The following is a 15,721-nucleotide window of genomic DNA, read 5'->3' as shown; positions in this document are numbered from 1 at the left end:
ATATGTTTTGAAAAAATAAAATAGGGTATATTTTATATACCCTATTTTTTTAAAAAATTACATTTCTATATTAGAAATATCTTTGAATTTTTTTAATAAAGCACAGTGTATCTCTTTAGGAAGATATGGTTTAACATTACCTTTATATTTTGCTATTTCTTTTACAAAAGATGAAGATATAAAAGAAACTTCTTTAGAAGAAAGAAAAAAAATACTATCCAAATCGGGATAAATTTGTTTATTTATAGCTGCTAATTTTATTTCGTAATCAAAATCGAATATTGTTCTTACTCCTCTAATTAAAATATTAGTTTTTTCTTTTTTTGCTAAATGAGCGAGTAAACCATCAAATCCAATTACTTTTTTTATATTTTTAAGATGCAATGTAGCTAATTTAGTTAATTTTATTCGTTCTTTCAAATTAAAAATAGTTTTTTTATTTAGATTATTTGAAATAGCAATAGTTATATTATCAAAAATTTTTGTTGCACGTGTTATAACATCTAAATGTCCGTATGTAATTGGATCAAATGTACCTGGGTATATTGCAATTTTTTTCATTTTTTTATTTATTTTTTTTATCTACAAATTAATCATGTTTAAGTCATTTATTAAATATATAATATTTTTTAATAATTAAGATTATTATTTTTTATAAAGGAAAACATATGAAAAAAAAATGGAAGCCTAGTGCTTCTATTAAAGATTTAATAAAGAGATCAAAAATTATTGCTAATATCCGTTCATTCTTTCTAAAAAAAAACGTTATGGAAGTAGAAACTCCAACTTTATCTCAATCAGCAGTAACAGATATAAATTTAATGCCATTTGAAACCAACTATTTTTCTTGTAATAATGATGTTAAAAAAACTAAATTGTGGTTAATTACTAGTCCAGAATATCATATGAAACGTTTATTATCAGCAGGAAGTGGATCTATATATCAAATTTGTCATAGTTTTAGAAATCAAGAATTTGGTCAATATCATAATCCAGAATTTACTATGCTTGAATGGTATCAAATTTCTTTTTCTATGGAAAAAATGATTGAAGAAATAGATTTTTTTTTTCAAAAAATATTAAATTTTGATAAATCAGATAAAATTTCTTATCAGGAAATATTTATAAAATTTTTACAAATAGATCCTTTATCTACTAATTTATCTGAATTATTTGAATGTTGCAAAAAATTTAAATTAGAACATTTAACTTATCTTGAAAATGATTTAAATAAATTAATAGAAATGCTCTTTACATTGCAAATACAACCTTTTCTTGGAAAAGAAAAACCATTATTTGTCTATCATTTTCCTTTAGAACAAGCTTCGCTTTCTGCTGTAAACAAAGAAGATAATCGTGTTTCAGAAAGATTTGAAATTTTTTTTAAAGGAATTGAACTAGGAAATGGTTTTTATGAATTAACAGATTATTTTGAACAAAAAAAACGTTTTATAAAAGATAACAAAAAACGTTGTGATATGAACTTTCCTAAACAAAAAATAGATGAACACTTTTTAAATGCGATGAAAAATGGTTTACCGTTTTGTTCAGGAGTAGCTATAGGATTAGATCGTTTAATTATGATAGCATTAAATAAAAAAAGTATTGATCAAGTGATGTCTTTTTCATTTGATCGTTCTTGAAAAACTACCAATAATTTTCCATCGTAATGTGACCTTGTTTACGTCTTAAATGTTTTCGCATAAATCGATCTTCTTTTAAAAATAAATATGTATCTTTTACCATATATGGATTTCCACATAACATAACATGAGAATCATTACAATTAATTTTTAGACCTATTTTTTTTTCTAAAATTTGATTTTTTAATAAAAAGGGGATTCGTCCATTTAAAGAATCATCAATTTTTTCTCTACTCACTATTGTTTCAATTTTTAGTTTTCCATTATAATTTTTATACAGTTTATTCATTAAGGGAAGATAAGTTAATTCATTTTTATATCGTACAGCATGTATTAATACAATGTTTTTAAATCTATTAATATTTTTCCCTTCTTGTAATATAGAACAATAAGGACCTATTGCAGTTCCAGTAGCAAACATCCATAGTGTTTTACAAGTAGGTATTTCATCTAAGGTAAAAAAACCAAATGAGTTTTGTTTAATAAATAAATTATCTCCAGATTTTAAATTATATAAAAGATTGCTTAATTTTCCATTAAGTACTCGAACAATATAAATTTCTAAGTTTTTATTACTAGGAGGATTAACAAATGAATATGCTCTTTGAATTTTGTTCTGTTTAATATTTTTTTGAAAATTTGCATTTTCTTCATTTAAAGCTAATTTTGTAAATTGTCCAGCTTGAAAAGGCGAAATTGATGCATTTAAAATAAGACTAAATAAATTTTCAGTCCATTTATGCACTTTTAAAACATTAGCATTAATCCATGGATTCATTAATTTATCTCCTCTTTTATTATTTTGATGTTTAAATCATTGTACTTATTTTAAAATAAGTACAATGATTGATTTAAAAAAATATTCATTTTTTTTAAAAATTTTATGTTTTATTTTTTCTCAATTTCTGTAACCTTACTAGGAATATTTATAAATATTTTTTTAGGTTTTTCTTCATCTGGTACTTTACATTCAAAATCAATTTTTAATAGTCCTAAAGATAGTTCTGCTTTTTTTACTTGAATTTTATGATCAAAATTAAAATTTAGAGAAAAATCGTTTAATATAATACTTTTATGTAAATATTTTTTTGTTTTATTGTTATTATTTTTTTGGTTTTGTTTTTTTCCTTGTACTATCAACTGACTATTATGTACAGAAATATCTAGTTCTTTTTCCTCATATCCAGGAATACTTAATGTTAATTCATACTTATGTTCGTCAATTTGAAATAGATCATACACTGGTGTATCTGATAAAGGTTTTTCTCCTGTTAATGTACTAAAAATTTTATCAATTTGATTGAATCTATTTGAAAAAACACTATTTTGGTTAATGTTTGGTAAAAAAGAAAAAGAACGGTAAGACATAAAACCTCCTTCTATAATTATATATATTTATTTTAGTTTCGTGTTCTAATAATTAATATTTAAACTAAAAAGAGTGTCTTAATTCATATAAGGTTTTATTTTTTTTTTTCAATGATTATTTATCATAAATAATAAAAATATTTCAAAAAATTATAAAATAAATCGGCTCAAATCTTCATTAGATATTAGTTGATTTAAATGTTTTCCAACATATTCCGCATTAATTTCAATAGTTTTACCATTGTTATCACTAGCATTAAAAGAAATATCTTCCATAAGTTTTTCTAAAATTGTATGTAAACGACGAGCTCCAATATTTTCCATAGATTCATTCACTTTCCAAGCAGCTTCTGCAATATTTCGAATTCCTTCTTTTGTAAAATTTATGCATACACCTTCTGTTTGCATAAGGGCTTTATATTGTGCAGTAATAGACGCAGTTGGTTCAGTTAAAATTTTTTCAAAGTCATTAATTGTCAGTGCTTGTAATTCCACTTTAATTGGAAGACGTCCTTGTAATTCTGGAATTAAATCAGACGGTGTTGATGTTTGGAATGCACCTGATGCAATAAATAAGATATGGTCTGTCTTAACCATTCCATACTTAGTTGATACGGTACAACCTTCAATTAATGGGAGTAAATCTCTTTGTACACCTTCTCGAGAAATATCTGGACCAGAAGAGTCACCTCTTTTACATATTTTATCAATTTCATCAATAAATACTATACCATTCTGTTCTACTGCATTAATTGCTTCTTTTTTAATTTCTTCTTGATTTATTAATTTAGCTGCTTCTTCTTCTTTTAATAATAAAATTGCATCTTTTATTTTCAGTCGTCTTGTATTTTTTTTATGACCCCCTAAATTCTGAAAAAGAGACTGTAATTGACTTGTTAATTCTTCCATACCAGGAGGTGCCATTATTTCTACGCCCATAGTAGTAGCTAAGACATTAATTTCAATTTCCTTTTCATTAAGAACGCCTTCTCTTAATTTTTTTCGAAATACTTGTAATGTGTTTAATAGACTTTCATTTTTTTCGTTCTCTGTCCAATTGTTTTTTGGCCTGGGAACAAGAATATCTAATATTCTTTCTTCAACTATTTCTTCAACTCGAAGTTTGTTTTTTTCAATATTTTTTACTCGAATCATTTTAATAGCAGCGTCGGTTAAATCTCGAATAATAGAATCTACTTCTTTTCCAACATATCCAACTTCAGTAAATTTAGTCGCTTCTACTTTTATAAAAGGTGAATCAGCTAATTTAGCTAATCTTCTAGCAATTTCTGTTTTTCCTACTCCAGTGGGGCCAATCATTAAGATATTTTTAGGAGTAATTTCATGACGTAGTTCGTTGTTTAATTGCATTCTACGCCAACGATTTCTTAGTGCAATAGAAACAGCTTTTTTTGCTTTTTCTTGACCAATAATAAATTTGTCAAGTTCAGATACAATTTGAGGAGGGGTCATTTCAGACATATAAATAATCCTTATTTTTCTGAAAATAGTTCTTTTATAGTAAAACTATGATTAGTATAGATACAAATATTTGCCGCAATATTCAATGATTTTTCTACGATTTCATTGGCACTAAGTTTAGTATTATCAATCAATGCACGTGCTGCTGATTGAGCATAAGAACCACCAGAACCTATTGCGATCAAATCATCTTCAGGTTGTATTACATCACCATTTCCAGTAATAATTAATGAAGTATCTTTATCGGCGACTGCTAACAAAGCTTCTAATTTACGTAGCATTCTATCAGATCTCCAATCTTTTGCTAATTCGATAGCAGCACGTTGTAATTGACCTTGATACATAGCTAATTTTTTTTCAAACATTTCAAATAAAGTGAAAGCATCTGCAGTTCCGCCTGCAAAACCAGCAATTACTTTTTCATGATAAAGTGTTCTAATTTTTTTTACATTACTTTTCATAATAGTATTGCCTAAAGTTGCTTGTCCATCACCTCCGATTACGACTTTGTTTTTCAATCTTACACTCAGTATTGTGGTCACAAGAAAACCTCTTAAAAATAATGTGTTAGTGTTTTTTTTAATTATATAAAAAATAAAGTTTATATTTAAAAAAGAAGAATTTTAACTTTAATTTATACAAATTATTTAAGTAAAATCATCAATAAGATTAAATATTTTTATGTATAAATAAATTTAGGTTTAGTAAATTTTTAAAAAAATTTTAAAAACTACAGATTTTCTAATTTGTGAATATATTTCCATTTTTCTTTAGGTTTAGGAGGTAATAAATCATCACTTATTTTTTTATCTATACAAATTTTTTTTTCTATATTTTTTGATTTTTTAAAAAAAATATTTAAAAAAGAAAAAAAAAGAACTATTGTTATAATAACAATGAGAATATGATATTTATTTAAATTTATGTTCTTTTTTTTATTTTTTCTTTTTTTTTAAAATACATCGAATTAATTTTATTTTTATCGTTGTACATATTTTTTTATATATTATATTTAAAGTGAAAAATATTAATTATTAGTACATTAATAATCGTATAATAGAATAGATATTGTTAATATATTTTAGGAAAAATTTTATGAAAAAAAAAATACACCCAGCTTATTCTCAAATAACAGCTACTTGTTCATGTGGAAATATAATTGAAATTTTTTCAACCGTTAATCTAAATCTAAATTTAGATATATGTGCAAAATGTCATCCATTTTATACAGGAAAACAAAGAATTATTGATACTGGAGGACGAGTTGAAAGATTTAAAAAACGTTTTAAAATGATTAAGAAAGATACGATATAAATTATATTTTAATTTATAATCTTTTAGTTTTAAGCATCTTGAATATTTTAGATGCTTAAAATAATTTTTAAAGTTTTTTTTTAAATTTTTATTTACGTATCTCTCAAATTAGAGAGAAATGTATCTTGAAAATAATTTTTTAAAGCAATATAAATCGCGTTTGCAATTTTATTTTGATATTCATTAGTCCTTAATTTTTTTTCTTCTGAAAAATTTGTGATAAATCCTGTTTCTATTAACATAGATGGTGTATTTATAGCACTGAGTATTCCTAAACTAGCATAGTTTGGATGTATTTTATCCAGTTTTACGATTTTTTTAAATTGTTGAAATATGTACTTAGACAAGTTAATTTCCATTTTTTGAAAATTATTAAATTGTAAATCGAGAATAGTTTTTTTTAAAAAAAAATCATATTTTTTCTTTTGAATTACATTTTGAATATTTTTAGGAAAATATATATTTTCTTTTTTATTTTTTATAAAATTATTAATTTCACGATGCATTCTATCATTAGCAGCAATCCAGATTGATGCACCTGATACATATTTTTTTTTAGAAGAATCTACGTGGATAGATATTAAAAAACTTACATGATTATTTTTTACAAAATTTTTTCTTTTTTTTAACGAAACGTAAGAATCATCATTTCGTGTTAAAACTGGATAAAATAAATCACTGTTTTTTAATAAATTTTTAAGTTTTATTGCAATTTTTAAAGTTATTTTTTTTTCTTGTAATCCTAGACTATTTACTGCTCCTGGATCTTGTCCTCCGTGTCCTGGATCAATAACTATAATAAATTTCTTTAATAGTTTTTTAAAATTATTTTTATTTTTTTGGGTTTTTTTTACATTTTTAAAAAAAAATAATTACTTTTATGTGAATTGTCTTTTTTAAAATTAATTTTATTTAATTTATCTGCAGATTGTGCTTGAAAGGTAATTAATAAAATAGAAAACATTATCCATTTATAAAAAGAACAAAAAATCATAAATTTTCCTTGTCTATAATATTAATTTTTAGATTGATAATATACAAAAATATAAATGGAGCGGGAAACGAGATTCGAACTCGCGACCCCAACCTTGGCAAGGTTGTGCTCTACCGACTGAGCTATTCCCGCAAAATTTTATAATTATAATTTTATGTTCATTGTATTTATATTATATACATAAGATATATTTATCAAGCTTTCTTTTAAAAAAATATTATTTTTATTTAATATCTTATTAAATAATTTTTTAATTAGAATAACTAAATATTGTTTGGTATTTTTTTAAATATCAAAAAATTTTTTTTTATAAAAACTTAATTCTATTATAGATTCATGAATGTCTTCCAATGCTGTATGATTTTTTTTTTTTTTATTTTTTTAGATACAGAAGGATGCCAACGATTTACTAATTCTTTAATGGTACTAACATCTATACATCGATAATGAAAATAATTTTCTAAATTTGGCATATATCGAGCTAAAAATTTTCTGTCTTGATAGACACTATTACCACAGATCGGTGATGATTTAATAGGAACCCACTTTTTTAAAAAAAATATAGTTTCATATTCAGCTTGTGATTCATTATATATACTTCTTTGAACTCGTTTTATTAATCCATTCTTTTTGTGTATTTTAGTATTCCATTCATCCATGAGAACTATATGTTTTTCTTTTTGATTAATAGCAATAACTGGACCTTCTGAAATTATATTTAATTTTATATCTGTAACTACTGTAGCAATTTCAATAATTCGATGTATTTCAGAGTTTAATCCAGTCATTTCTAAATCGATCCAAATAAGATTTTTACTATTAATTGTCATAATTTTTATAAATACATCTTCTTTGTTTGCTATAAAAAACAAAAATTTTTAATTGCATTTTTTTAGTCAAAATTTAATGAATATAGTATAATAAAAAATTAATAAAAAATACATATTTTGATATATATAAAAATTAAAAACAGGCAATATGAGATGAAAAATATCAATCTTATTGAAACTAAATCTTGGAAAGATTTAAAGAGTCATTTTGAAGAAATAAAAAATATTCATTTGAAAGATCTTTTTTTATCTGATTTAAATAGATTTAAAAAATTTTCAATTTTATTTAAAAATGAAATATTAATTGATTTTTCAAAAAATCGAATTACTGAAAAAACTTTAACACTTTTATTGAATTTAGCAAAAGAGATGAACGTTAAGTCCGCTATTAAGTTAATGTTTTCTGGATCTAAAATCAATCAAACAGAAAATCGATCTGTATTGCATATTGCTTTACGTAATAGAAGTAATTTTCCAATTTTATTAAATGGTTCTGATATTATGTTAGAAGTTAATAACGTACTTAAAAAAATGAAAAATTTTTCAGAATTAGTTATTAATGGAACTTGGAAAGGTTATACTGGAAAATCTATTTCTGATATTGTTAATATAGGTATTGGTGGATCGGATTTAGGACCTTATATGGTTACAGAAGCATTGCGTCCATATAAAAATCATTTAAATATACATTATGTTTCTAACATAGATGGCACTCATCTTTCTGAAGTTTTAAAAAAAATAAATCCTGAAACAACACTTTTTTTAATAGCTTCAAAAACATTTACTACAGATGAAACGATAACTAATGCTAATAGCGCAAAATTTTGGTTTTTAAAGCATTCAAAAAAGAAGGATACTCTAGATAAACATTTCTTTGCATTGTCAGCTAATATAAAAAATGCTTTAAATTTTGGAATTAATATTAAAAATATTTTTCTATTTTGGGATTGGGTGGGTGGTCGTTTTTCATTATGGTCTTCTGCTGGACTATCTATTATTTTATCTATTGGATTTAATAATTTTGAAAAATTTTTACAAGGAGCTCATGTTATGGATAATCATTTTTATAATACTGAATACGATAAAAATGTCCCTATATTATTAGCTCTTATTAGCATTTGGTACACTAACTTTTTTAATTCTGAAACAGAAGCTATATTTCCATATGATCAATATATGCATCGTTTTTCTGCATATTTTCAACAATCTAATATGGAATCTAATGGTAAATCAATTGATAAAAATGGAAATAAAGTATGTTATCAAACTGGACCTATTATCTGGGGTGAACCAGGTACCAACGGTCAACATGCATTTTTTCAGCTCATTCATCAAGGTACTAAATTAATTCCAAGTGATTTTATCATACCTATTATTTCTCATAATGATCTAGATAATCACCATCTTAAATTAATATCTAATTTTTTAGCTCAAACTCAAGTACTTGCTTTTGGAAAATCTAAAAACTCTTTTTTAAAAGAATCCGTTCTTTTTAAAAAAGACGAAGATAAGTTGAATAAAATTTTACCCTTTAAGATATGTGAAGGAAATAAACCGACTAATTCTATTTTACTACGAAAAATAACACCTTATAATTTGGGAATATTAATTGCATTATACGAACATAAAATTTTTGTTCAAGGTCATATATTAAATATTTTTAGTTTTGATCAATGGGGTGTTGAAATAGGAAAAAAAGCAGCTAAAAGTATTTATAAAAACATTAATGAAAAAACAAAGAATAGTAAATTTTATGATTCATCAACACAAGGACTTATTGATTTTTATAATTTTTTTACGAATAAATAAAATTGTTTTTCTTAATATTGAAATTGTCTTTAGTTGAAAATTAGAAATAATTTTTCCTTTTTTTTTTTGAATACAAGCTGTTATTCTTCTAGAATTAGAATATTATTTTTTGTTAACTTAGATAGATTTTGTTTAGCTATAGAATTAAAAAAAATGTTTTTGATTCTATTTTTTAAATTTGAGTAAATATTTATGCTTAGATTAATAAGATTAAAAATACAAAATTTTGGTCAATTTTTAAGTAATATGATTATGCCTAATATAAGTATATTTATTACATGGGGGATTATGAATGCTTTATTTGTTCCCTTAGGTTGGCAACCTAACAAAATACTAGCTCAACTAATACCACCTATAATATTTTATCTTTTACCTATTCTTATTGCATATACTGGAGGACGCTTAATTGCTGGTGAAAGAGGAGGTTTAGTAGGAAGTATATCTGCTGTAGGTATGATAACAAGTACAGATATACCTATGTTCTTAGGTGGAATGATTTGCGGTCCATTAGGAGCATGGGTAATAAAAGGTTTTGATCAAATAATTAAAAATCGAATAAAAAGTGGTTTTGAAATGTTAGTTAATAACTTTTCGATTGCAATCATTGGAATATTTTTAACAATTATTTCGTTTTTTTTAATTGGTCCTTTAATTGAATGGATATCTAATTCCTTAGGATCTATTCTAAAAATAATAATAAATTTTAATTTATTACCTTTTATTGCATTTATTATTGAACCAGCTAAAGTATTTTTTTTAAACAATGCTATCAACCACGGTATATTTTCTCCCTTAGGGATTCAAGAAATATCAGAAAATAAAAGCTCTTTATTTTTTTTAATAGAATCAAACCCTGGACCAGGACTAGGTGTGTTAATCGCTTGTTTTTTTTTCGGAAAAGAAGAATCATATAAATCTTCAGGAGGAGCGGCAATTATTCAATTTCTAGGAGGGATTCATGAAATTTATTTTCCTTATGTATTAATGAAACCAATATTAATGATTTCTTTGATTTTAGGTAGTATGACAAGTATTTTTATGCTTATTTTTTTTAAAGGAGGATTAATTTCTGCTATATCACCAGGTTCTATTTTATCTATTTTAGCAATGACAAAAAAAGGTTTATATTTCGCAAACTGTATTTCTGTATTCTCTTCTTTTCTAATTTCTTTTCTTAGTGCAGCTCTATTTTTTAAAATTAATTTAGGTAAAAAAACAGAATATAATAAAAAATCTACAAAATTGTTTAAAAATAATTTATATTCTATCAAGAAAAAAAGTGATCAAAAATACGATTTTATTAAAAAAATTAAAAATATTCAAAAAATTAAAAATATTATAATTGCCTGTGATGCTGGTATGGGATCTAGTGCAATGGGTGCAAGTATTCTTCGTAAAAAAATAGAAAATAAAAATTTAACACATATTTCTATATCCAATATTGCTCTGAATTTATTACCTAAAAACGCAGATTTAGTTATTACACATGAAAAATTAACTTGCCGTGCTAAAAAATATGCTCCTAATTCTCAGCATATATCATTAAAAAATTTTCTCGATAATGATTTTTATACTACTTTAGTAACACAATTATATGAAAAAAAAGAGTTTTATAAAAAAAATAATATTCAAGATAAAAAAGATAATTTTTCTGAAAAAAATATTAATTCTAATAAAAAAATTCAATCAAAAAATTTTTTTCAAATAAGTAAAAAGAACATTTTTCTTAATCAACATGCTAAAAATAAACAAGAAGCCATTAAAATTGTTGGTAAATATTTAGTAGAACAAGGATATGTTAAAACAGATTATATTGACGCAATGCTTGACCGAGAAAAAATTGTTTCAACTTGGTTGGGTGAATCCGTAGCTTTACCACATGGTACTATAGAAGCTAAAGATTCTATTTTAAAAACTGGAGTGATTTTTTGCCAATTTCCTAAAGGTGTTCATTTTGGAGAAAATATTGATGATATTGCATATCTTGTTATCGGCATTGCTGCAAAAAATAATGAACACATTATAGTAGTAAGTAATATTACTAATGCATTAGATGATAAAAACATTATTACTAGATTATCAAAAACAAAAAGTGTAAACGAAGTTTTGTCATATTTAAATTCAAACGTTAAAAAAAACTAATTTTAATTGGAATAATTTTATGCAAGCTTTACATTTTGGAGCGGGAAATATTGGACGAGGTTTTATTGCAAGGGCATTATCAAAGTCTGGTTTTAATTTAATATTTTCAGATGTAAATCAGAATGTAATCAATTCTATTAATAACCACAAAAAATATAAAATTAAATTAGTAGGTGATGGTGTTGAAAAAATTATAGATATAAATAACATTAGTGCTATAAATTTTTATGATCCAAATATTTTAAACATTATTGCTAATATTGATCTCATTACAACAGCAGTTGGAGTTAACGCACTTCATAAAATTGCTTCTATTCTTATAAAAGGAATTATTTTAAGAATTAATTCAAAGTGTAATAAACCATTAAACATAATTGCTTGTGAAAATAAAATTAAAGCAACTTCTTTTTTAAAAGAAATTATTTTTAATAAAATTCCTATTAAATATTATGACTATTTTAATGAATATATTGGTTTTGTAGATTGTAGTATTGATACAATTATACCAACATTTTCTTTTTCTAAAGAAGAAAATCATTTATTTTTAATTGCTGAAAATTTTAAAGAATGGATTGTTGACATAAATCAATTTAAAGGAACGATACCTAAAATTGTTGATATGACATTAAGTGATAATTTGATATCTTTTATAGATAGAAAGATTTTAACTCTTAATACAGGCCATGCTATAGCAGCATACTTAGGTTTGATGAAGAGTTATAAAACTATATCTGAAGCAATCTCAAATTCTAATGTAGAAAGAATTGTAAAAAATGCTATGTATGAAAGTGGATTAGTATTAATTAAGCGTTATAACTTTAATAAAAAAGATCATCTGTCTTATATTGATAAAATTTTGATGCGTTTTAAAAATCCTTTTTTGTTAGATAAACTCGAACGTATTGCACGAAATCCGTTACAAAAATTAAGTAAAAATGAACGCTTAATACGTCCTTTTTTAGGAGCGATAAAATATCAATTACCATATTCTAATTTAGTTCAAGGTATTGTGGCAGCATTACATTATCGAAACATAAATGATTTAGAATCAATTAAATTATCTTCTTTTATCAAAGAATATGGACTTGAAAAAACTTTAGTTAAAGTATGTAACTTAGATATAAAAAGAAAGGAAATTAGTATAATTATTTCAGAATATTATTCTATAATAAAAAATTTTTTGTGAATTTATACTAAAAATTATTTTTTTATAATTTTAGAGAATAAGGTCAAATGCTGCCTATTCGTATATTACCAGCTAATTTATCTAGTCAGATTTCAGCTGGAGAAGTAATTGAAAGACCGTCATCTGTCATTAAAGAACTTTTAGAAAACAGTATTGATGCTAAAGCAAAAAATATTGATATTAGTATTGAAAAGGGTGGTCTTCAATCTATAATAGTTAAAGACGACGGTTTTGGTATTGAAAAAGACCAATTATTACTTGCAATTTCACGTCATGCTACTAGTAAAATCAATACGCTTGTAGATTTAGACTATATTAACACATTTGGTTTTAGAGGAGAAGCTTTAGCTAGTATTCGTGCAGTTTCAAGGCTTAAATTAATTTCATGTTCTAAAAATAGTAACGTAGCATGGAGTATATATTCAGAGGGATTTTCTAATCACACTTTATTACAGCCAATTGCTCATCCACTTGGAACTAGTGTAATAGTAGAGAATTTATTCTATAATATTCCTGTTCGTCTTAAATTTATAAAAAATGAAAGATTGGAATTTCTAAAAATCTGTGAAACAATAAAAAAAATAGCTTTGTCTCATTTTGGTATCAATATTTATTTTAAAAAAAACAGAAAACTATTTTTAGTGTATAACGCAGTAAAAAAAAGTGATGATAAAATTTTTCGATTAAAAACAATATTTAATCAAATTGACTTAAATTATGTTTTAGAAATTAAAGAAAAAATTCATAATATTACGTTATTTGGATGGTTAATTTTTATTCCATCACTTTCAAGTTCTTTTAAAAAAATACAATATTGCTATGTTAATAATCGATTCGTTTATAACGATCTTATAAATAGTGCTATTTTTAATGCTTTATATGAAACAACAGGAAATAAAAAAAGTGTATCATTTGTTTTATACATTACTTTACCTTCTCATGAAATAGACGTTAATATTCACCCTACTAAAAATGAAATTAAATTTCATAAAACCAATATTATTTATTTTTTTTTATATAAATCCATTTTATCTAATTTAAAAAAATCAAAAATTAAATATTTTTCAAGTGACTTTTTTTCAAAAATTAATTTTAATAAATCTAAAAAGAATAATTCTTGTTCCTTAATTGTTAACTCAGTATCTAAAATTGGTCTTGAATACGAAAAAAAAATTTTATTTAAAGACATAATTTCAAATCATTTTTTTAAAGTTAATTCTAAAAGATTTTTAAAAGAATTTTTATTTTCTTTTGGGAAACTATTAATCATTTTTAAAAAATATTATGGATTAATATATTATTTTGATACTTTTTCATTAATTTCTTTTCCCTTAGCAAAAAAAATAGTTGAACAATATAAACTAAAAAATGCTATTAAAAATAACATTATACCCGAAAATTTTTTATATAACTTTTCATTTTTTATTACTATTGAACAGAATAAAATATTAGCTAATAATTCAAAATTATTATTAAAATTTGGATTTAATTTTATTTTGAAAGAAACATATTTTTTTTTAAAAACTATTCCTAATTTTTTAAAAAATCAAAATCTTGATGTATTTCTATCTAATTTTTTTACATTTATTTTCTTTAAAAAAAAAGTGTGTATTAAAGATATAATTAAATGGTTTGATACTAATATATTAGTAGAAAAAACCCCTTGGAATTATGAAGATGGAATTTTAATTTTGTTAGAGATAGAATGTTTTTGTCCCTCTATATTTAAAAAACCTCCATTTAAACTATTACAAAAAATAAATATTAATGAAGCATTATGCATATTAAAAGTATAAATTCTAATAAAGAACAAAAACCTATTGTTTTTTTTTTAATGGGTCCTACTGGATGTGGAAAAAGTAAATTTACTATTTATCTTAGGAAATATTTACCAATAGAAATAATTAGTGTCGATTCTGCGTTAATTTATCGATATATGAATATTGGTACAGATAAGCCACATCCTATGGATTTAAAAAATCATCCTCATCGTTTGTTAAATATTAAAGATCCTAGTGAAATTTATTCTGCTGCAGAATTTAGAATAGATGCTTTAAAAGAAATTTCCAATATTTTAAAGATAGGTAAAATACCTTTTCTTGTTGGAGGTACAATGTTTTATTATCAAACATTATTATATGGAATTTCCAATTTACCAACATCCAATATTGAAATCCGTCAATATTTATTAAACAAAAAAAAAAAACAGAAATTTTTTATACGAAAAATTAAATTTGATAGATCCCATATCTGCTAATCGTATTCATAAAAATGATTCTCAAAGACTGCTAAGAGCGTTAGAAGTTTTTTATATATCTGGAAAAACCTTAACCTCTTTAAAAGAAAAAAAAATTTCTCATTTACTACCGTATAATATTATTCAATTTTCTATCATACCAAAAAATCAAAAATGGTTATACGAAAAAATTGAATCACGTGTACAGAAGATGTTGAAATTAGGTTTTCAAAAAGAAGTAGAAAATTTGTTTTTTAGAAAAGATATACACAAAAATTTACCATCTATGCGATGTATAGGATATCGTCAAATGTGGGAGTATCTTGAGTATCAAATTAGTTATGAAGAAATGTTTAATAAAATTGTTTTTGCAACAAGAAAATTAGCTAAACATCAAATAACATGGTTAAAAAAATGGAAAAACGTGTATTATTTACATACTAACAATCCAAAGTTACTTTTTATTCAGATGTTAGATATTCTTGAAAAAAATACGAATTTAATATTTCATCGTTGAATTTTGATAAAAAATTATGTTTTTAAAAAAATATTTTAAAAAAAAATCTTAATATTTTTGAAAAAAACATTTTTTATTTTTTAACTAATTTTGTTCAATTATTTTTTTAAAAATTTATAAAAAAAATACAGTTTTCATACTGTAGAATATAGGATATATTATTTCTATTTGTGTTTTTTTAAAAATTAATAAGTATTAAA

General features: G+C 23.4%; 13 protein-coding genes, 1 tRNA gene and 2 pseudogenes. 7 read left to right on the top strand and 9 right to left on the bottom strand.

From position 1 onward, the window contains the following. Positions 1-57: 57 nt before the first annotated feature. Positions 58-561, bottom strand: coding sequence for a pantetheine-phosphate adenylyltransferase (coaD, locus tag D9V76_RS03005; protein WP_158337661.1), 504 nt, complete (start codon positions 559-561; stop codon positions 58-60). A 107-nt stretch (positions 562-668) separates the two neighbouring features. Between coaD and epmA the strand changes: the two genes are divergently transcribed. Then, positions 669-1,643, top strand: coding sequence for an elongation factor P--(R)-beta-lysine ligase (gene epmA / locus D9V76_RS03000; RefSeq protein ID WP_158337659.1), 975 nt, complete (start codon positions 669-671; stop codon positions 1,641-1,643). A gap of 4 nt (positions 1,644-1,647) precedes the next feature. On the opposite strand, the gene D9V76_RS02995 is transcribed toward epmA, so the two are convergent. The 4 genes from D9V76_RS02995 to hslV all read right to left on the bottom strand — a co-directional run bounded on the left by D9V76_RS02995 (position 1,648) and on the right by hslV (position 5,035). Then, a complete protein-coding gene (locus D9V76_RS02995) occupies positions 1,648-2,421 on the bottom strand; it encodes an FAD-binding oxidoreductase (protein WP_158337657.1) in 774 nt (257 codons plus the stop codon). 110 nt (positions 2,422-2,531) lie between these two features. Next, on the bottom strand, positions 2,532-3,011 hold the full coding sequence (locus tag D9V76_RS02990; protein WP_158337655.1) for an Hsp20 family protein: 480 nt from the start codon (positions 3,009-3,011) through the stop codon (positions 2,532-2,534). Between the two features lie 150 nt (positions 3,012-3,161). After that, entirely contained in the window at positions 3,162-4,493 is a 1,332-nt protein-coding gene (gene hslU / locus D9V76_RS02985; RefSeq protein ID WP_158337653.1) for an HslU--HslV peptidase ATPase subunit, read from the bottom strand. Positions 4,494-4,504: 11 nt separating this feature from the next. Continuing rightward, entirely contained in the window at positions 4,505-5,035 is a 531-nt protein-coding gene (gene hslV, locus D9V76_RS02980) for an ATP-dependent protease subunit HslV (RefSeq protein WP_158337651.1), read from the bottom strand. 553 nt (positions 5,036-5,588) lie between these two features. On the opposite strand from hslV, the gene rpmE reads away from it, so the two are divergent. After that, on the top strand, positions 5,589-5,807 hold the full coding sequence (gene rpmE, locus D9V76_RS02975; RefSeq protein WP_158337649.1) for a 50S ribosomal protein L31: 219 nt from the start codon (positions 5,589-5,591) through the stop codon (positions 5,805-5,807). A 92-nt stretch (positions 5,808-5,899) separates the two neighbouring features. Here rpmE and D9V76_RS02970 read toward each other — a convergent pair whose 3' ends face one another. The 4 genes and pseudogenes from D9V76_RS02970 to orn form a co-directional block, all read right to left on the bottom strand. Then, the gene (locus tag D9V76_RS02970) at positions 5,900-6,607 is read right to left on the bottom strand and encodes an N-acetylmuramoyl-L-alanine amidase (RefSeq protein ID WP_172599445.1); all 708 of its coding nucleotides are present in this window, start codon (positions 6,605-6,607) and stop codon (positions 5,900-5,902) included. 50 nt (positions 6,608-6,657) lie between these two features. Further along, complete coding sequence (locus D9V76_RS03185; RefSeq protein ID WP_172599437.1) at positions 6,658-6,801, bottom strand: hypothetical protein; 144 nt, start codon at positions 6,799-6,801, stop codon at positions 6,658-6,660. A 56-nt stretch (positions 6,802-6,857) separates the two neighbouring features. Beyond that, positions 6,858-6,933, bottom strand: a tRNA-Gly gene (locus D9V76_RS02965). Between the two features lie 153 nt (positions 6,934-7,086). Further along, positions 7,087-7,631: pseudogene (gene orn / locus D9V76_RS02960) on the bottom strand (oligoribonuclease). A gap of 153 nt (positions 7,632-7,784) precedes the next feature. Between orn and pgi the strand changes: the two are divergent. From pgi to miaA, 5 genes and pseudogenes are all read left to right on the top strand, one after another. Then, positions 7,785-9,440, top strand: coding sequence for a glucose-6-phosphate isomerase (pgi, locus tag D9V76_RS02955; RefSeq protein ID WP_158337645.1), 1,656 nt, complete (start codon positions 7,785-7,787; stop codon positions 9,438-9,440). A gap of 192 nt (positions 9,441-9,632) precedes the next feature. Then, a complete protein-coding gene (locus D9V76_RS02950) occupies positions 9,633-11,582 on the top strand; it encodes a PTS mannitol transporter subunit IICBA (protein ID WP_158337643.1) in 1,950 nt (649 codons plus the stop codon). Positions 11,583-11,601: 19 nt separating this feature from the next. Further along, positions 11,602-12,768 (top strand): mannitol-1-phosphate 5-dehydrogenase, encoded by a 1,167-nt coding sequence (locus D9V76_RS02945; protein WP_158337641.1) that lies wholly within the window; start codon positions 11,602-11,604, stop codon positions 12,766-12,768. A 50-nt stretch (positions 12,769-12,818) separates the two neighbouring features. Then, on the top strand, positions 12,819-14,564 hold the full coding sequence (mutL, locus tag D9V76_RS02940; RefSeq protein WP_172599444.1) for a DNA mismatch repair endonuclease MutL: 1,746 nt from the start codon (positions 12,819-12,821) through the stop codon (positions 14,562-14,564). A 38-nt stretch (positions 14,565-14,602) separates the two neighbouring features. Beyond that, positions 14,603-15,521 (top strand): annotated as a pseudogene (gene miaA, locus D9V76_RS02935) (tRNA (adenosine(37)-N6)-dimethylallyltransferase MiaA). Positions 15,522-15,721 lie beyond the last annotated feature (200 nt).

Origin of the sequence: Buchnera aphidicola (Rhopalosiphum padi), from assembly GCF_005080845.1 — a bacterium.
Lineage (GTDB): Bacteria > Pseudomonadota > Gammaproteobacteria > Enterobacterales > Enterobacteriaceae > Buchnera > Buchnera aphidicola_AO.
Note: the sequence above shows the minus strand (reverse complement) of the source record. Positions and strands in the feature narration are given on the sequence as shown.